Origin of the sequence: Hydrogenibacillus sp. N12, assembly GCF_019645935.1 — a bacterium.
GTDB classification, from domain to species: Bacteria; Bacillota; Bacilli; order Thermicanales; family DSM-22653; genus Hydrogenibacillus; species Hydrogenibacillus schlegelii.
Genome location: NZ_CP080953.1, coordinates 214,918 through 232,324, shown reverse-complemented (window position 1 = coordinate 232,324; position 17,407 = coordinate 214,918). Strand labels below are relative to the sequence as shown.

General features: G+C 62.9%; 15 protein-coding genes and 1 pseudogene. 1 reads left to right on the top strand and 15 read right to left on the bottom strand.

Annotated elements, in window-relative coordinates:
• Position 1 precedes the first annotated feature (1 nt).
• Positions 2 to 1,456, bottom strand: coding sequence for a TIGR02710 family CRISPR-associated CARF protein (locus K2M58_RS01205; RefSeq protein ID WP_220677948.1), 1,455 nt, complete (start codon positions 1,454 to 1,456; stop codon positions 2 to 4).
• A 460-nt stretch (positions 1,457 to 1,916) separates the two neighbouring features.
• Complete coding sequence (locus K2M58_RS01200; RefSeq protein ID WP_220677947.1) at positions 1,917 to 2,348, bottom strand: hypothetical protein; 432 nt, start codon at positions 2,346 to 2,348, stop codon at positions 1,917 to 1,919.
• 249 nt (positions 2,349 to 2,597) lie between these two features.
• Here K2M58_RS01200 and K2M58_RS12785 point away from each other — a divergent pair, with 249 nt between their 5' ends.
• Entirely contained in the window at positions 2,598 to 2,723 is a 126-nt protein-coding gene (locus K2M58_RS12785; RefSeq protein ID WP_289628258.1) for a hypothetical protein, read from the top strand.
• Positions 2,724 to 3,097: 374 nt separating this feature from the next.
• Here the strand turns inward: K2M58_RS12785 and csx15 are convergent, their stop codons facing one another.
• The 13 genes and pseudogenes from csx15 to K2M58_RS01135 form a co-directional block, all read right to left on the bottom strand.
• On the bottom strand, positions 3,098 to 3,481 hold the full coding sequence (gene csx15, locus K2M58_RS01195; RefSeq protein WP_220677946.1) for a CRISPR-associated protein Csx15: 384 nt from the start codon (positions 3,479 to 3,481) through the stop codon (positions 3,098 to 3,100).
• Between the two features lie 22 nt (positions 3,482 to 3,503).
• Positions 3,504 to 4,373 carry a PDDEXK family nuclease gene (locus K2M58_RS01190; RefSeq protein ID WP_220677945.1) on the bottom strand — a complete coding sequence of 290 codons (870 nt, stop codon included), beginning with the start codon at positions 4,371 to 4,373 and terminating at the stop codon, positions 3,504 to 3,506.
• 316 nt (positions 4,374 to 4,689) lie between these two features.
• A pseudogene (locus K2M58_RS01185) lies at positions 4,690 to 5,976 on the bottom strand (IS1380 family transposase); the annotation flags it as partial.
• A gap of 346 nt (positions 5,977 to 6,322) precedes the next feature.
• Positions 6,323 to 6,793 carry a hypothetical protein gene (locus K2M58_RS01180; protein WP_220677944.1) on the bottom strand — a complete coding sequence of 157 codons (471 nt, stop codon included), beginning with the start codon at positions 6,791 to 6,793 and terminating at the stop codon, positions 6,323 to 6,325.
• A gap of 87 nt (positions 6,794 to 6,880) precedes the next feature.
• A complete protein-coding gene (locus K2M58_RS01175; protein WP_220677943.1) occupies positions 6,881 to 8,296 on the bottom strand; it encodes a flagellin N-terminal helical domain-containing protein in 1,416 nt (471 codons plus the stop codon).
• Positions 8,297 to 8,502: 206 nt separating this feature from the next.
• Positions 8,503 to 11,898, bottom strand: coding sequence for a helicase-related protein (locus K2M58_RS01170; RefSeq protein ID WP_220677942.1), 3,396 nt, complete (start codon positions 11,896 to 11,898; stop codon positions 8,503 to 8,505).
• An 89-nt stretch (positions 11,899 to 11,987) separates the two neighbouring features.
• Entirely contained in the window at positions 11,988 to 12,284 is a 297-nt protein-coding gene (gene csrA, locus K2M58_RS01165) for a carbon storage regulator CsrA (RefSeq protein ID WP_220677941.1), read from the bottom strand.
• A 6-nt stretch (positions 12,285 to 12,290) separates the two neighbouring features.
• Positions 12,291 to 12,701: a flagellar assembly protein FliW gene (locus K2M58_RS01160; RefSeq protein WP_220677940.1), complete on the bottom strand. Its 411-nt coding sequence runs from the start codon at positions 12,699 to 12,701 to the stop codon at positions 12,291 to 12,293.
• A gap of 115 nt (positions 12,702 to 12,816) precedes the next feature.
• A complete protein-coding gene (locus tag K2M58_RS01155) occupies positions 12,817 to 13,434 on the bottom strand; it encodes a DUF6470 family protein (protein ID WP_220677939.1) in 618 nt (205 codons plus the stop codon).
• 72 nt (positions 13,435 to 13,506) lie between these two features.
• On the bottom strand, positions 13,507 to 14,439 hold the full coding sequence (gene flgL / locus K2M58_RS01150) for a flagellar hook-associated protein FlgL (RefSeq protein ID WP_220677938.1): 933 nt from the start codon (positions 14,437 to 14,439) through the stop codon (positions 13,507 to 13,509).
• Positions 14,440 to 14,534: 95 nt separating this feature from the next.
• Complete coding sequence (gene flgK, locus K2M58_RS01145; RefSeq protein ID WP_220677937.1) at positions 14,535 to 16,100, bottom strand: flagellar hook-associated protein FlgK; 1,566 nt, start codon at positions 16,098 to 16,100, stop codon at positions 14,535 to 14,537.
• Between the two features lie 218 nt (positions 16,101 to 16,318).
• Positions 16,319 to 16,861: a flagellar protein FlgN gene (locus tag K2M58_RS01140; RefSeq protein ID WP_220677936.1), complete on the bottom strand. Its 543-nt coding sequence runs from the start codon at positions 16,859 to 16,861 to the stop codon at positions 16,319 to 16,321.
• A 32-nt stretch (positions 16,862 to 16,893) separates the two neighbouring features.
• On the bottom strand, positions 16,894 to 17,370 hold the full coding sequence (locus K2M58_RS01135) for a flagellar biosynthesis anti-sigma factor FlgM (protein WP_220677935.1): 477 nt from the start codon (positions 17,368 to 17,370) through the stop codon (positions 16,894 to 16,896).
• Positions 17,371 to 17,407 lie beyond the last annotated feature (37 nt).

Genomic DNA, 17,407 nt, shown 5'->3' with positions numbered 1-17,407 from the left:
GTCACCACGCCTCGACCGCCAATCGTTCAAACGTCCACGGGTCTGATTCGTCGTAAAACCGATCCTCCTGAAGCTCCTGAACCAGATCGATGAGCAGCTGACTGTCCCTTTCGTTCGGCGAGCGGAATCCGTGGGCAAACAAGCTGTGGTTGCGCAGGCTGGCCAGGTGAAGCAATCGCCCGGGAGGAAGATTTTTCCACTGGATGATCGGTTCGTCGCCCAGCGCCCGCAAAAGGAAGTAGGAGGCCGTCAGATCGAGCGTCTTCCGGCTTAAAAGTGAATCGTCCCCGGTTTCCTGAGGCCTTTCATCGTCCGCTTGCCGGCGGTCGATCGCCCTGCGTCGCTCTTCCCGATACCGCTCATCCAGCGCCTGAAGATCGACGCCGTGTCGGTCGCGAAGCGCCGCCCACTCCGGCCGCGCCGTGCGGAGCCCCCACCGGGCGAGCCGGTGCTGAAAGTAAAGCTCTAGAGAACGGTAGCTGAGCAGGGTCGCCTCCGCCAGACGGTTTTCCCGCATGCGGTATTCGATGATGCTCCTGAAAATGGACAGCGTCCGGCGAATCGTCACAGGATCGGCGAGAGGCTCGAGCTCAGCATCCGTGCCGGCCACCTGGATCAACCGGTTGAGTCGCTGAAAGGCATCTTTTTGCGCCTTGAGCTCATGGATTTTAATCCTCAGCGGATGGCGCCGGTGAGCCGGCTCGTTCAGCTGCTGGATGAGGTAGTTCAACTCCTCATGCGCCCGGACAAAGTCGCCTGACTCCATCGCCGCATAAGCTTGGGCGAGCGTCGCTTCCGGTGGATCGATCCGTCCTTCCTGCCTCGCCACTTCCTGAAGCAGTCTGACCGCTTCGCTGTAATGACCTTCCGCATACGCCGTCCTGGCGCGCTGACGTACCCAGTCGGTAAAGACGTGGCGAGGATTTTCCAGCTGGCGGATGAATTCTGTCCCCGCGATGGGACGCCTCTTTTTTTTATTGTTCTCCTCTTTGTCATATTCGCTGTCCACATAGAAAATATCGATAGAGTATTCTTCCTGCGCCATGGTCATCGCGATCATTGCCAACCCGGCCGCCATCGCCTTCGTTCCGCCCGTCAGATCAACGGCGAGCCGCTGATCACGAGAAAAGGTGACGATTTTGTCGCGGACTTTCTTGTAGATGTCCTCGATATCACCTTTTTGGATTTCAATCAACCTGACACGGCTTACAGGTAGACCAAGCTCCTTGGCGATCCGATCGCATTCATCCAAGTTGTCCAGCGTGTGAAGTAAAAAAACTTTTTCTGCATCTATGGCCTGAATCGACAGGATGATCGGCTCTGGCGTCCTGCCCACTGTGTGGAATGAGGCAGCATACTTCGTTCCGCCAATGATGTCCCTGGAAAACCCCTCTCTGATCAGCGGCCAGATGCGCTCCTGGTAAAATTGCTCCTGCTCGACGGGGTTGCTGAACATCTTATACTCCTTCCAGAGCTTCCGAAGCGCCTCCCAGTTGCGATTCATTGATCCGTCCTTCCCCACTTTAGGTCTTCACTTCAGGAGCGATCCTTCCCGCGGCGACCCTCGCCGTGGCGAACCGCATACGAACAACCCAAACGGACGTTTTCAGCACTTCTCGCCACCGGGCGTCGCATCATTTCGACAAAAGTGGTAACAGACCGAGCTTAAGAGAAGCAAACCGTGTCCGGTCGGCATACTTCTTCTGGATTTTTGAATACGCCGTTTCCATGTTTTTTCCTGCTGTAAATATTACATTTCAGTACAAACAAGACTGGCTTCTCTCGGGAAGACTGATCCATTGATCTAACTGATCCATTAATTGATCTAATTGATGGGACGCGTTTCCGAGGAAGTCGCGCCCCTTGATTTAGGCATTTTGTTCGGTCTTTCTATGGGATGCAGACCTCGCTTGTGCTCAGGGCTTCTTTAAGCGTCTCTTGGGGCGTTTTGTACCGCAGGCTTGAATGCAGCCGGTGCTCGTAATAGGTCCGGATCCGTTCGGCCAAAAGCGCATCGAGGGCTTCGACGCGCTCTGCTTCATGAGAAGCTCTTGATGCTCCGCTTTGAAACGTGAGAAGAAGGGTTCGACGTTGGGATTCTTCTTCGGACCTCGGAGGCTGTACGACAATCGCCGCCCTTCTTCAAGCAGGAGATGACCGACCCACGCGTGACTCAAGAAGGCGCCGCCTTGATCGTGATGTACGATGGCTTTCGGGCGCTCTCTCTTGGTGGTGAGCCCCTTAAAGGTGTCCGGTTCCCGTACGGAAAGAAGGCCGGCGACGAGATTCGCCCGTTCTTTGGCCAGAACGACCGTCTCGAGCAGCGGATTGGGCTTCGGTTTTCTCACCTTCCTTTCGCGTGAGGGAAAGCTCAAACGTGTGGAGAAGACGATGGATTCGCTCCCGCCTCCGACCATCCCCCGCCGCCGAAGCTCGGCCTCTCGAGGCGGCGATCGCCGGACTCCGGATGTTCCTGTTTGTCGGGGAGCACAACCCAATCACGGATGCGCTTCGGAGATCCGCTCTTTGTTCGGGGGATGGAGCGCTCAGCGCTTTTTTTCCAGGAGAGTAAGCTTTCCCTTCAAGAGGGGATTCGGATGAACGCCGTGTTCACGGGAGCGTTCGACGAGCGTTTTTTCGCCTTTGATCCGTTCCAAAGCCGCTTTGAATTGGATGGAGGCAGGGATGGATTTTGTTCGTTTCACGAGTCGCCCTTCCTTTGACAGAAGAATACAACATAGTTTCAGCATTTGTCAGTATGATGGGCGCATGGTCAATGGTAGCGCGACCTCGATGAGCTTCTTACGGAATCCATTCATATCTTTTCATTCCATTTTTCTCATTTTTCATATCATAGAATCTGGTGACACGTCGAGCACAGAGGTGTCAGGGGATATTCTCCAGAATCCCTGGTCATCTTCCTGAACCTCTGGCTTATGAAGCTTGTCAGACGAGAGAGGCTTCTCCTGTCGGGCAGTGTCTACTATTCGTTCAAAGATTTCTAGATTAAAACCTGCGGCGGCAACAGCCCAGCTTCGAGAAAAGAACCGACTTTCCCTCAAATGCCTAAAACTTCCTTTTTACTTAATAAAAACCCTCAATCCCTCCTCTTCCTGGCCTCCTCCCTCACCTGGTGGAGGTTAATGATCTCCGCCACTTCGAACTGGGGCGGCAGGCTACCTTCCATAGGGCGCAAGCGCACCACCGCGGGAAAATAGCCACACCTGCCATGGACCTCTGCCAGAAGGGTCACAGCGCTTATATTGAGGGCCGGGGGATTGAGGATAAAAGGCAAGGTCTGCCATTCCTCAGGGGTGAGACCCACTCTGTCCACCAACTCCACAATCTGCTCCACCAGAGGTTTTTGTTGGTTTATGTGGGAGTTCACCTCTATAACCTGTTCTATTTTTTGCTGCGCCAGTTCTTCTATTTTTTGTAGGTGAACCTTATTCAAAGGATGAGAAAAATTTATAACAAGCATTTTGTCGCCTCCATGTTCTCGGTTAATTGCTCAGTTTTCTCCTGATGGCTTCAATGAGTTTCTGGCGATCTGCATCGGAAAGTGGTCCCTCCTGGGCAGAGGGCAACTCTACGACTTCCACCTTGAAAGCTTGGGCCAACTTGCGGTTATTTTCCTCGTACTCTCTGTCCAGTATCAAAAACTTATTGGTAAAAGTGCCTAAAAATCGGTTTTCACCCGCGGTTATAAGCTGTTCTAAGGCCCTCTTTTCCTTAGCTTTCTTCCCGCTTTTGATTTCCGCTATTCCCACAAAGTTTCCTCTACGTAAGACCAAATCTATTTCCACAGCAGGGTGGGCCTTAAACCTTACCTCCCTTTTAATTTCATCTACATTTTCCCTTAGAACCTCGTAAATCTGCTTTTCAAAAGGGTTTTCAGAAGTTTCCTTCTCCTCGTAGAGCCCCTGGTGGGCGTATAGATAGAGGTCGAGATTTAACAGAGTGGGTATTTCTTCCCGCTCCAATTCCAGCTCTCCCGCATTCACCCAGTATTTGTAAATAATATTCCTGGAACCCTCACTCTGCAGATAGAAAAAGGGAAGAGAATAGCGCATGGCTATACGGGAAACAGCCAGAGCCATGGGCTTGGTGCCTCCCGTCAAGTTGCACCATACCTGATAATTTTCTTTTATCAAAAGGGAAATGGAATCTTCCAGGGTTCTCTCAATATCTTTCATGTTGTAGGCATCTGTCTCTTCTAAGTCCCCTTTAAATTTCTCTTGTAGCCTCCTAGCTATTTCTTTTGTCTGCTTGGTGTGTACAAACAAGTTTTGTTCGGGTTTAAAGTATAAGATGGGCAAGAGATTGGGTATAGGTTGCTCTCCCACGAGGGAAATAAGGGCGGTCTTTTGCACGGAATTCGCCTCCCTGTTTAAAAAAATTATCCTGTTTACCCTTCTGTCTGAAATAAAAATTACAAAACATACATCCTACATTAATTGAAACCTGATTCCGTGATCAAACTACGAAAACACATGCTATATGCTGTTGATTGCCGCTAAAATTGTTCTCAAGGCCATTTAAACCTAAGATTTTGTCTGCTCTCGTCTGCAATAAGAAGAAATCCTATGCTTTTTGGGCATGCTGAAACAAGCCCATCGAATGTGGACTTTAAAAAATAGTTTTATCTTGTCTCCACGGAATGCACCTATCGTTCTTCTTTTCGTTCGCCTACGTTACAAAAGCAGCATAGAGACGACTTACGACGCCGGCCCATGGGCTGTGTTTGCCAAACACAAATTTAAGCCGTCTGGCATGACGAACCACCCGAACGGCAATGGTGATCATGTTTTGAATGACGCTTTTGATGCGCCGCCGGTGGACGTGTTTGCGAAGCGGTGCACCGCCCAGGCGCAAACTCTTCTGCCCGATGATGCGTAGCAGGTTGTATGCAAGCAGGCCAAGGTGCAACACCAGATCATTCGTCCGAAATTTCCCGGACGGTAACCGCTCTAAGTCTAGGTCCGACTTGATTTCACTGTGAAACTGTTCGCTGGTGGCGTGCTCGCGGTACAGTTCGACCACCCGCCACGGGTCACCTTCCAGACTCGTCCAGTAGACGTTTACTTCAATATCCGGCACGAGTAAGATTTGCCCATGCCGGTCCATCGTCCGATGAATGACGTGAAAGACTTGCCGAAGCGGCGATGAAAAGCCCGGTTTTTCTACCTCGCGAACGCCAATGTACTCCTTTTTCCCCTCCCGAGGCTCTGTGCAGGTCCCGTATGTTTGCGCATATTCGAGCCATTCTTCTTCGTTTGTACGGCGGAGATTGACCTTAATGATGTAGTCCACCTTGTGCGCCTGACACACCCTAAGGTTCTCCAGGCTATCATGTCCCGCATCCATGCGGACGAGAAGATCCTTTTGGGTAACGATGCGCGCATAGAGGATGCTTGCGGCGAGGAAGTCAGCGGTATCTTTCTGGACATGGGTGCTTCCTTCTCGGAGTTCTACATGGACACCGTAACCCTCTTGTCCCAGGTAAGCAAAGATCGGTGCATACCCATCGACGCCTTTGTATGTTCGCGATACCCCTTCTTTCTTCGTCCCGGAGTTATCGAAAGGAGAGACGTCAATGTCGAGGGGAATGTATGTCTTATTGCCAACTTTTACCCCCGTCAGCGGGGCATGGACGCGTTGGATGAGCTCCAGTCCTGTGCGGATAAGGATATCGTTCCACTTCTCCAGGTTAGACACGGCCGCCTCGTCCAGGCGCTGGCGAACCGTGGGGCTGGAAGGAACATGGTTAAGGTTTAAGCAAAGACGAAATGTGTCGTCGTCGCGTACTGTTTCCAGGTAGTCGAAGTCGCTTTTTCCTTGGCAGAGCATGCCGACGTAACTTTTTACGACGTCGGTATGAGAGAAAGTGGGATGCTCGTTTTCGCGAAGGCGTGTGCGATTCAGTTCGGAGAATACGCGTGAGGCTTCTAACAGTGCACCGACGACGGCGAGCCCCTGTGTGCGGTAAGTATGAGGTCATCGGAGAACTCAAACTGAATTTTCAACATGATCACCCCGCAGGTGAAAGGAGGTTGATCTTATATTTCGATGCAAAGCCATGATTTACCTGCTAAAGAAGGGGGGATCAAGGGAGATTGTTCACGGAATCAGGTTCTCCTTTCCTGTCGCTATATTCTTAGAGTAATAACGCGTGGACTGCGGGATGTGAAGGGTGCCAAGGATGACAGGCAGGGTAGACAAAGGTATTCTTTGCCGCCTTGCCGCTTCGGGTGGTTAATTTCGAGCTCCAGGGCGCGCTTACTTTGCTCAAGGCGATGAATGCCGCGAAAATTCACGGGAGTCATCTTGTGAGGTTAATATATTTTTTTAGTTCCTCTAATAAACGATTAAGACCCAATTCTTCTAATACCTCTTTTTGAATTGAAACGATGGTACGATATCCCATCCCATGTTGATCAATAACCGCAAACCGCCTGATGAGATCTCTATATTCATAATAAGGAGCGGGAAAATATTTGCGAAGATTTTGTACCATTTCTTTCATATTGTTATATTCTTCTTTTTTGTTTACTTCATGCATTACTTCTCCAAAATTATTATATCGCTCCCTTTCACTCAATATACGATATAAATCTTTTATGAAACGAGAATATTCTCTACCGTAATAGCCTTTTTCAATATGGTTTAATAAATCAACAAGTAATAATAGAAAAATCTTATGTTCATTATCTTTTCTAGCGAAATCAGTTAATTGTTTTTTGAAAGATGCTCTGTTCTTACTCACATCGTTGTTACCATACATTCCGATCACCTCCGGCCATCCAACAAGAAAGTGCTTTTTTGAGGAAAAAAGGGCCTATAAATAGGCCCTTTGAACTCGATGATTTTAGTCGCCATTTTATCGTAAGAGCTGCAGCACGCCCTGCGGGACCTGGTTCGCCTGCGCGAGCATCGCCTGCGCCGCCTGCGTCAGGATGCTGTTCTTCGTGAACTCCATCATTTCCTTGGCCATGTCGACATCGCGGATGCGGGACTCGGCGGCCGAGAGGTTTTCCGAAGCGGTGCCCAGGTTGTTGATCGTGTGCTCGAGACGGTTTTGGAAAGCCCCCAGCTTGGCGCGCTCCGCCGACACTTTCTCGATCGCCGTGTTCAAGGTGGTGATCGCCGTTTCTGCCCCGTCCTGCGTCGTTACATCAACATCTTTCACCCTCAGGCTGGTCGTATCCATCTTGTTGACGTCGATCTTCATCGTTTGACCCGTGTTGGCGCCGATGTGCATCGTAAGCGCGTTGTTTGTCACCACAACGTCAGAAGTATCCGCAGTGGTAACAGCATCGATCGTAAGATCGAAGGCAAAGCCGCCCGCTTCAAAGTAGCTGTCCGTGATTTTCAAGCCCGCGGCGTTCGAATACATGCTGCCGCCGTTGGTGTTAGTAATCGCGAAATCCCCGGCGCCGTCAAACTTCGCGTTGATGTTAAGCGTCATCTCTCCTGCCTGGACGGTGGATCCTGCTTTGATCGTCAATTGTACGCCATTTGCACCCGTCAAAACAGCGTTGTCCTTAACACTGTCACCATCAGCATCGTTAAAATCCACATTGGTCGCACGGGCGACTTCCACACCGTTTTTGTCATACAGATAGAAATCAAAGAATCCCGCCGTGGCCGCATCTTTGACGACCAGCTTGTAATCGCCCAGTTTCAGGCCTGTCGAAGCCGCAGCGGTAAAGTCAAAATCAGTGTCGCTAAGCCCGGTGGTGTTCGTTTTGATGTCTACTCCCACCGTCGCGGCGGTCCCGATGGTCACCTTGTAGGTATCCGACGGCAGTTCGGCGTTGACGACCGAAACCGTTTTCAGACCGATCTTGTCATCCTTCAAAACCGCGCTGATACCGACCGTCCCGTCGAGAAGCTTCTTGGTGTTGAACTCCGTCGTGCTGGCGATGCGGTCGATTTCACTTTTGAGCTGATCGATTTCCTTTTGAAGCGCCAGCCGGTCTGCCGCCGTATTCGTGTCGTTCGCCGCCTGCACGGCCAGTTCGCGCATGCGCTGCAGGATGGCGTGCGTCTCGTTGAGCGCGCCTTCCGCCGTCTGGATGAGGGAGATGCCGTCCTGGGCGTTTTTCACCGCCATGTCGAGGCCGCGGATCTGTCCCCGCATCTTCTCCGAGATGGCGAGCCCTGCGGCGTCGTCGCCAGCGCGGTTGATGCGAAGCCCGGAGGAGAGCTTCTCGAGCGACTTGGCGACGTTCGAGTTGTTGAGCGTGAGCATCCGGTAGGCGTTCATCGCCGAGATGTTGTGATTGATGCGCATCGCCATTCCTCCTTGAATGGGTTTTCCCGCCTCCGTGCGGGGGCCGGCCGCCGCATGGCGCCCTGCGGCGCCGGCTTCATCCTCATGTATCGGACGGAGCGCCGGAGCCGTTTAGCCCTTTGCGCCGCCTTCGGCGGACGTTTTTTACGATCATGACGCTCGCGGCCGGGACCCTTCGCCGTGACCCCATCCCCGAGGCCGCGCGCTTACGCGCGGACGACGGTAAGGCCGACGACCTCCGCCCATCCCGCCCGGCGGAGGGCCGCCGCGCAGGCGTGCAGCGTGCTCCCCGTCGTGTAGACGTCGTCGACGAGGAAGACCCGCGTCCCCGGCGGGCGGCCGTCGTCCCGGGAGGCGTAGAGCGTCTCCGCCCGCTCGAGGCGCGCCGCCCGGCCGAGCGACGCCTGTCGCCGGCCGTCGTCGGGCCGCACGAGAAGCGCCCGCACCGGAAGGCCGCTCGCCCGGCCCAGGGCCCGCGCCAGCGCCTCCGCCGGGTTGAACCCCCGGGCCCGTTCCCGCGCCGGGGACATCGGCACGAATGTCACCGCGTCAAAAGAGTCATGCGCAAAATAATTCATATAGGCGAGGATGAGGAGGCGCGAAAGGGGACGGAAGAGACCGAGTTCCCGCCCGTATTTGTAACGGTGAAGCAGCTCGCGCACCGTGGCGGTGAGCGTCACCGCGCTCCGGTTCAGGGCGAGGGCGCCCCCGAGGCGGGCGTCCGCGCGCCACCTCTGACAGTCGGCGCAGAGCCCGTCGCCGGCGCCGGGCGAAGGAAGCGTCGGCCCGGGCGGCGCCCCTCGATGTCCCAAGGTTCCGCGACCCTCGCCCGACGTCCCGCGCGCCGGACCGGGGGCGAGGTCGCGAAGCCGCGGATCACGAAGCGACCGGCCGCAGTGGGCGCAAAGGGGCGGCGCCGGCGCGGGGACGTCTTCCCGGCACCGGCCGCAAAAAAGATCGCCCAGCGGATGGTCGTCCTCCGCCGCAAAGGGCACGCCGCAGAGAAGGCACGCCGCCGATCGCCGGAAAAAAAGCGCCGAAAGCGATCGCACCCGGGCGAGGGCTTCGGGCGGCCGCATCCCCCGGACGATCGACCCGAGAAGCGCCCGCCCGCGCGCCCGCGGGTCGGGAGCTGCAGGCGCTTCGGAAGCGGGCGCTTCGGAAGACAGAAAAGACGCGTCCGTTCCGGCGCCCCTAGGCCGCTCCGGTGCGGCCGCACGCCCGCGCTTTCCCCCCGCCGGAAGGAGCGCCGCAAGGCGCGGATCATCGGCGACAAGTTGCTGCGCCGCCGGCGCCGCCTCCGCCAGGCGGTTCATCGCCGCGATGTGCCCTGCCGCCCGGCGGATCCCCTCCGTCTCTTCGGCGGCGAAAAACGCCACCGCCCCCGCCTCGTCTTCGGCCATCCGCCCGGCGCGCCCGGCGATCTGAATGAGCGTCGGCGCGTCGAACACCCGGGCATCGGCGTCCAGGACGACGACGTCGCTCCCGGCGACGGTCACCCCGCGCTCCAGGATCGTCGTCGTGACGAGGACGTCGAGCGCCCCTTCGCGAAAGGCGCGCACCTTGGCGTCGCGCCCGTCGTCCCCGGCGTGCGTCCCGGCGATGCGCACGCCATCCGCCCGCGTCCCGTCCGGCGCCGCCCCCGCGGCGCCCGACGGGTCGGAACCGGCGGCGGCCCGACCGGCATCCGCGTCCGCCCGGCCCGCGGCGTTGAGCGCCGAAGCGAGGGCCGCCACGGCCTCTGGCACGTCGGCGACGCGCGGCACGAAGGCGAACACCCGCCGCCCGCGCCGGAGCCGTTCGCCGATGAAGTCGAGGACGGCAGCCGGCATTCTGACGGCCGATCCCCCGCCTTCGCCGCGAAAGATCGGCCGCTTGAGACGGATGACCTCCGGCTCCGGCAGCGGCCGGCCGTGATGGCGGAGCGGCACGATGACGACCGCCCCGCCCGAGGCCTGCACGTCCGCGAGATCTTCCGCGCTCGGCGTGGCCGTGACGATCACGATCCGCCCGCCCGGCCGAAGCGCGCGCCGGACGGCCCGCGGAAGAAACGGCTCGGCCGTATACGGAAAAGCGTCGGCCTCATCGACGATGACGACATCGAAGAAGCGTTCGAAAAGAAGCGCCTGATGCGTCGTCGACAGCGTGAGCGCCGACGCCTCGGCGAACGCCTCGGCCCCGCCGTAGAGGGCGACGACCGCTCCGGGAAACGCGGCCCGGAGCCGGGGCCACAGTTCCAGCACGACGTCGCGCCTGGGCGTCGCCCAGAGGACGCGCCGCCCGGCGGAAAGAAGCGCCTCGACCGCCGGGAAGAGCATCTCCGTCTTTCCCGCGCCGGTCACCGCCCACAGGAGGAGCGTCGGCGGCAAGGCTTCTTCCGCCGTCCCGCGGCAAGGCGCATTTTCGGAAGCGACCATCGGCGCCGAATCCGCCAAAGCGCCGCCCGGGCGGTCCCTCTCCTCGGTGAATGCGCCGGCGACGAAGGCGCGGACGGCCTCCGCCGCCTGCCGCTGCGCGGGCGTAAGGCGCGCCCGCCAGGACTCCCCACCGGTCCCGGCGGCGACGGCTTCGTCCGGCAGCCGGGCCTTTTCCCCGAACCGGGCCGCGTCCCGTTCGCGATCGCCGGCCGCTCTGGCCGGATCGGCGGCCTCCCCCGCCTCCGGCGCCTCCGCCGCCTCTTTCTCCGGTCGCTCCGCCGGGCGCCCTTCCGGCGCCCGGCCCGACCGCACCGCCGGCGCCACCGTCCCCGACGCCCCGGACGCCTCTTTCGCCCGGAAGACGGCGGTGCAGCCCCGCACGGGGCCGAGCGCGGCGCACGCGGGGCAGAAGACGTCGTCCGTCCCGCAGTCGGCGCAAAGGTGCGTCTCCACCGTCCGGGACGCGGTGCCGCAGCGGCGGCAGACGAAGACGGGCGCGCCGTCCCGCACTTCGAGGCCCATCCCCGCCGCAAGCCGAAGCGCCCCTTCGTCGAGGAGCGCCTGCACGAGGAAAAGCAGCGCTTCCTCCCGGGAAGCAAGATCCGAACATTCCGTCCTTTTAAGCCGCCGGACGAGCTGCTCGAAGGTGAGCACCCGCCCCGCCACCGCCTCGAGGAGGCACGATCGGGCCGCCGCGAACGCCGGCCCATCCGGCAGGACCCCCAGGGCGGGCGCGCCAGCCCGATCGCCGGCGGCCGGCGGGAACGACGCGTCCCCCGAGACCGATCCACCCGTCGGATCGCCCACGGCCGATCCCTCCACCGGATCGCCGGAGGCCGATGCGCCGGTTGGGCCGCCGGCGACCGGCGGGCCCGCCGCTTCTTTCGCATCCGGCGGCGCCGCCGGCGCCCGCTCCGGCCGCGAAGGCGAAGCCTCCGGCCAGGCCGACCAGCCGACGTCGAAGCGCCGGTCGGCCTCCCGGAGGGCCGCCTCCGCCGTCTCGGCGCGGCCTTCCGCAAGGGCCGCCATCGCCCACTCGGCGACCGCAAGCGGCACCATCGGCAAAAGGGGCGCCGCCTCCGCCGGGTCGATGCCCGCCCGGGCGAGGCCCGCAAAAAACGCGGACGGCGACACGACGGGCCGGACCGTCCCCCGCACCCGGAACAGGGCCATCCGCACGGCCATCCCTCCTCGCCTTAGGTCGATGCGGCGCCGGACGCGATCGGTTCGGCGAACGGCGATCGGTTCAGACCGTCCGCTTTTTGAGGCCGATCCTAGCGCCCTTCCTCCGGACCGCCCCCTTCTGCCGCCGGATGAGCGGCCCGCGCCGCATCGCCCGCCGGCCGATCCGCTCCCAGCGCGCCGAGGAGGCGGCGAAGATCGTCCCGCGGCGCCGCCGCCGCCCGGTTCGCCCAGGCGATCTCCGCGTACAGCTCCTTCCGGAAGACGCCGACCTCCCGCGGCGCCCGGATGCCGAGCCGGACGCCGCCCCCCTCAACGCCGAGGACAACGATCTCGATGGCGTCGCCGATGACGATCGCCTCGCCGACCTTTCGCTTCAGGACGAGCACGCCGCCTCACCCCCGCCCCTCGGCCGGCTCGGGCCGCTTCGGAAAAAGCGGCATGCGCGTCGAGTAGGGGACGTCCTCGAGGACGACCTGTTCGCCGAGGCGCGTCCGGACGTTCACGACGATCGGCGCCCTGAGGTTGATCGTCGACGCTTCCTTTGGCGAGCGCACGGTGACGACGGCGAGGACGACGGCGTCCTCCGGCGCCTCCCACGGCCCGAGGCGATCTTTCACGTCGTCCGGAAGCGCGAAGGCGTAGTCCGGGTAAAAGGCGTACGGATTCGCGACGGGAAGGGCCACCGCCGGCGCCTCCGCCGCCTCGAGCACGTAAAAAGGCGGCGCCTCCTCAAAAAGCCGCCAGCGCGTATAGGCCTGAAAGCCGGGAAGCCCCCGGCGAAAGGTGATCACGGGGTCGTCCACGGACGCCACCCCCCGACGTCATCTCCCGGCCGCCTCACCGCCCGCGGACCGACATCCGTTCCGCCGTTGCCGGACCGCTTACGGATCCTCGTCCCGGCCGCTTCCCGCTTCCCCTTCACAGGCGCATCTCCAGGCTCGGCGCCGGCCACGGCGGAAGCACCCGGTCGTCGACGACGGCCGCGAAGCGAAGGCGCGGGGCGGCCGTCGGCACGATCCGGACCTCCCCCGGAACGTAATCGATCTCCGGCCGCCGGGGGCGGATCTCGATCTCGGCGCCGCCCCGTTCCCACGCGATACGAAGGGCGCCCGGGTCGTAGGCGAGGCGCACGGCGCCGGCGGACGGCTCGAAGCGAAGCCCCGGCGGCGGAGGCGGAGGCGGGAAGGCCCGGTCGCGGGCGATGTCGGCGATCGCCCGGCCTCCGCCCGTCCCCGCCTCGATGCGGGCGAGGCGCCGGCCTTCCTCCGCCCGCCGGGCGATGCCTTCGAGGGCCCCTTCGCGCCCCGCCTCGGCCGCCCGCCGCGCCGCCTCGAGGGCGCCGATCCGGCCGAGGGCCGCCCAGGCCCCGCTCTGGTCGATCGAAAGCTTTGGCGGCGTGCGCTCGATGCGCATCCTGGCCGGCACCTGGCGGATCGAGACGTCGGCGGGCGGCTGGCGGATGAGAAGCTTCCCCGGCCGCCGTTCGATCGCGATCGCGGCGCGGGTCGCGCCGATGATGAGCCGTACCCCGGGCATCGGCCGCCCGCTCCTTTCCTCCCCGGTCTTCTTCTCGCGTCTCTTCCGCCGCCCGGCGCCCATCCGTCCCCATCAGCGCAAAAAGTCGACGAGCGTCGGCAAAAGCACCCGCGCGCCGGTGGCGAGCGCCGCCCGGTGGACGTTCTCCTGCATGTTGAGGCGGGTGATCGTCTCAGCGATGTCGACGTCGGCCTGGCGGGAGAGGAGTTCTTCCGTGATCGCCGCCTCCCCTTCGAGGCGCCGCATCATCATCTCGAGGCGGTTTTCCACCGCGCCGAGCGTCGTATGGGTGCGCAAAAAGCGATCTTCGTGATCGTCGAGGGCGCCGAGGAGATCGCCGACGGTCTGGCCGCCCTTCAGGCGCTCGACGACTTTATCGAGAAAAGCAAAAAACGTATCGCCGTTTCGATCCGGCGTGTTGAACAGCGTCTTGCCGATGACGTTCATCGGGAGATCGATGCCGGGCTTGAGCGTCGCCTCGATCACGGCGTCGTTCCCGCCGGGATTCTGGACCGCCGGTCCCGCCGCCTCCCGGAAGACCATCTTCGTCGGATCGGCCGGATCCGGCCCGTACGGCGGCTCTCCGGTGTTCGTCCCGGCGAACAGGAAGCGCCCGCCGATCGACGTGTTGGCGATCGCGCCGAACTGTTCCTTGATCTGGGCGATCTCGGCGGCGAGGGCCGCCATCGACTGCTCGCCGAGGGTGTCGCTCGCGCCCTGCACCATCTTCTCCCGAAGCGTCTTGAAGAGGTCCTCCGCCTCAAAAAGCGCCGCGTCCGTCGTCCGCACCCAGCTCAAGAGCGTGTCGCCGTTTCGCCTGTACTGCTCGATCGCCCGAAGCTCCGCCTGCCCCCGGAGCGTCATCACCGCCGTCACCGGATCTTCGGACGGCTTGAGCACGCGCTTTCCGGTCGCGAGCTGCCCCTGCAGCCGGTCGAGCCGCGCGAGCGACCGCTCGTAATTCGCCAGAAACTGCGACGCGAGCATCCCGTGGGTCACGCGCACGCCCATCCCCCCTTTCCGCGCCGAACGTCGCCCTGGCCGCGCGCCCGGTCATCCCGATCCGCGCCGGCCGCCCGATGCGCCGGCCCCGGGCCCGCTTACCGCCCGACGAGGCCGGTGCCGTTGATGAGCCGATCGAGGAGCTGGTCGATGGCCGTAAGGGCCCGAGCCGCGGCGCTGTAGGCGTGCTGGTATTCGATGAGCTTCGTCATCTCCTCGTCGAGGGAGACGCCGTGGACCGACTGCCGCTGGCGATCGACCTGCTCGACGAGCGTCGCCTTCATCTCCCGCAGGTGATCGGTCCGCTGGGCGTCGATGCCGAGGCGGCCGATGAGGCCGCCGTACGCCTCGCCGAAGGCCTCGCCGGTCGGAAGCCCCGGAAGCCCCGCCGTCCGAAGCGCCGCCAGCGCCTTCGCCGTTCGGCCGTCGGCGATGCCCGTCGGCGGGGCGCCGGCGGCGGCGAGGAGGGTCCGGTCCCGGACCAGGAGGGGGTTGACGGCGACGTCGCCGATCCCGCGGGCCTCCCAGACGTACGCCGACCCCGGCGGGTCCGCGTTCGGATCGAGAAACTGCGCGTCCGTCCACGAAAGGGTCCCGCTTTGCAGCTGATCCCAGACCGCCGGATCGAGCGTCTCCAGCCACGACCGGCTCACGAAAAACGGAATGTTGCTCGGGTCCGTCTTTCCGGCAAGAATGTCCCGGAGGTTCACCCCGGCCATGTGGCGCCGGTTGACCTCGGCTTGAAACGCCCGGGCGAGGGCGTCGTAGCGTCCCTGAAGATCGGCGAGCACCCGGTCGCGGGCCTCCATCGCCGCCTGGAGCGTGCCGCCGCGGGCCTGAAGCGCTTCTCCGCCGAGCGCCACCGTCGTCCGCCCGGCGCCGTCCGTCCCGATCTCGAGGGGCCGGACGTCCGTCCCGTCGACGAGCGTCTTGCCGCCGGCGATCGTCACCCGGATCATGCCGTTTCCGAGGTCGACGACCTCGAGATCGACCCGCGCCGCAAGCTCGTCCAGAAGGTGGTCCCGGGCGTCCTCCCAGTCGTTCGTCATCAGGCCGTGGGGCCTGAGCCGCCCGATCTGGCCGTTCAGGTCGGCGATGCGCCGGGCGATCGAGTTCACCTCTTCGGCGATCTGGCGCACCTGGAAGTCGAGGTCGCCCCGGATGCGATCGAGCGACTCGGCGATGTGCCAGAAGGCGTCGACGAGGCTCTGGGCCGCGCCGATCGCCTGTTCCCGGGCCTCCCCCCGCTCGGCGTTCAGGGCGAGGTCGTCGAACGCCCCGAAAAAGGCGTCCGCGGCCGCGAGAAGCCCCGTCCCGCCGAGCTCGGGATCTTCCCGGAGCACCGCCTGCAGCCGGTCGTAGACGTTCGAGAGCGTCTCGTAGTACGCCGCCGCCGCCCGCTCCTCCCGGTACTGCCGGTCCAGAAACCCGTCCCGGAGGCGGGCGATCCGCGCCACGTCGACCCCCATCCCGATCTGCCCCGGCAGCGCCCCCATCGTGAGGCCCGGATAAGGGAGCGGCCGGGCGGCGACGAGCTCCGCCCGCTGGCGGGTGTAGCCGTCCGTGTTGGCGTTGGCCACGTTGTGTTCCGTCGTCTGGAGGGCCGCCTGCTGGGCGAAAAGCGCCCGGCGGGCGATCTCGACGCCGGTAAAGGTCGAGCGCATCCCCATCCCCCCTTTCGATCCGAAGGCATCGCCCGTCGTCTCGGTGCCGCTTGCCGCGCCCCGGCGTCGCTCCGGCGCAGGCGATCCCCTGGCCGGCGCGAACGCCTCGTCCGCCCGAACCGTCCACCGGAATCGTCCGTCCGAGCCGTCCGGGGCAAAAGGCGCCGCGCTCGGCCGATCGCTCCGAAGCCGGCGTCCCGCTTCGCGCCGGCGCCGCCTTACGCCCGCCCGTCGAACAGGGCGCCGCCGTCCCGGGGCACCTCCCGCCCCGGCGGGGCGTATCCCGCGCCTTCGCCGACGCCGGCGTACAGTTTGATGAGCGCCTCGATGGAGGAAAGCGAAAAGGCGATCAGCGCCTGGTTGATCTCGTTGGCCGCCCGAAGGCGGGCGATCCGGTCCCGAAGCGCCGCCCGGGCGCCTTCCAGCCGCGTTCGCGCCTCCCCGGGCGCGAGCCGCTCGATGAGATCCTGAAGGGTCCGGGGCGCCGCATTCCCCTGGCCGGTCGCGGCCGCCCAGCTTCCGACCGCCTCCGCCCGGCGCGCCTCCAGTTGTTCGGCAAGGCGGACGAGGGCCATCTCCTCCGCCACCGCCTGCTCGAGCGCCGGCACATCTCCGGCCGTGAGGGCGGCGCGCTTTCTTTCGGCCGCCGCGATGAGGGCGTCGTGCACTTTGATGAGGTCCTCCAGCACGTCGATCAAAGAGGAGAGCGCCGCCGCATCCGGGCGGCCTTCCGCCTCGCGTCCCGGTCCGTCGGTCCGCATCGGTCCCTCCCCGCCCTTCGCCCCGCCGGAGTTCACCGATCCGCCCGCCGGCCGCCGGCCAGAGCGCGAAGGAGGGCCTCGGCGATCGCCGCCGGATCCGGGCGGTAGGCGCCTTGTTCGACGGCCTGCCGGAGGGCTTGAAGGCGCTGCGCCCGATCGCCCGCCGCGCCAAAGAGCGGCGCGCCCACCGAAGCCGGGGCGGAAGAGGGGCCGGCCGGAGCCGGCCCCGCCGCCGCGGGGCCCTCCGAAGCCGAGGCGCCGGCGCCGGCGGCCGGAGACCGCGCCGGCGACGGCGCGCCGGTCGGGGGCGAAACGGCCGGCACCCCGCCCGGAACCGGCGCCGGCGCCGCGCGCCCGGCGCCTTCGACCGAAAGCGCCCGCGCCGCCGGCGAGATCTCCAGCCGGTCTTCGGCCCGAAGCGCCCGATGCGGCGGGGGCGTCCGGCCGGCGCTAGCCCGGCTGGCCTCCGCCCGGTAGGCGCCGGCGCCCTGCGTCGGATCGATTTTCATGCCGCATCCCCCGCTTTCGGCAACTCGAGCGCCGCCT

Bases quoted from the DNA above. Each gene is read 5' to 3' on its own strand.
- K2M58_RS01205 (WP_220677948.1), bottom strand. From the start codon at position 1,456: ATGTTCAGCAACCCCGTCGAGCAGGAGCAATTTTACCAGGAGCGCATC.
- K2M58_RS12785 (WP_289628258.1), top strand. From the start codon at position 2,598: ATGAACGCCGTGTTCACGGGAGCGTTCGACGAGCGTTTTTTCGCCTTT.
- csx15 (WP_220677946.1), bottom strand. From the start codon at position 3,481: ATGCTTGTTATAAATTTTTCTCATCCTTTGAATAAGGTTCACCTACAA.
- K2M58_RS01175 (WP_220677943.1), bottom strand. From the start codon at position 8,296: ATGCGCATCAATCACAACATCTCGGCGATGAACGCCTACCGGATGCTC.
- K2M58_RS01170 (WP_220677942.1), bottom strand. From the start codon at position 11,898: ATGGCCGTGCGGATGGCCCTGTTCCGGGTGCGGGGGACGGTCCGGCCC.
- K2M58_RS01155 (WP_220677939.1), bottom strand. From the start codon at position 13,434: ATGCCCGGGGTACGGCTCATCATCGGCGCGACCCGCGCCGCGATCGCG.
- flgK (WP_220677937.1), bottom strand. From the start codon at position 16,100: ATGCGCTCGACCTTTACCGGCGTCGAGATCGCCCGCCGGGCGCTTTTC.
- K2M58_RS01140 (WP_220677936.1), bottom strand. From the start codon at position 16,861: ATGCGGACCGACGGACCGGGACGCGAGGCGGAAGGCCGCCCGGATGCG.
- K2M58_RS01135 (WP_220677935.1), bottom strand. From the start codon at position 17,370: ATGAAAATCGATCCGACGCAGGGCGCCGGCGCCTACCGGGCGGAGGCC.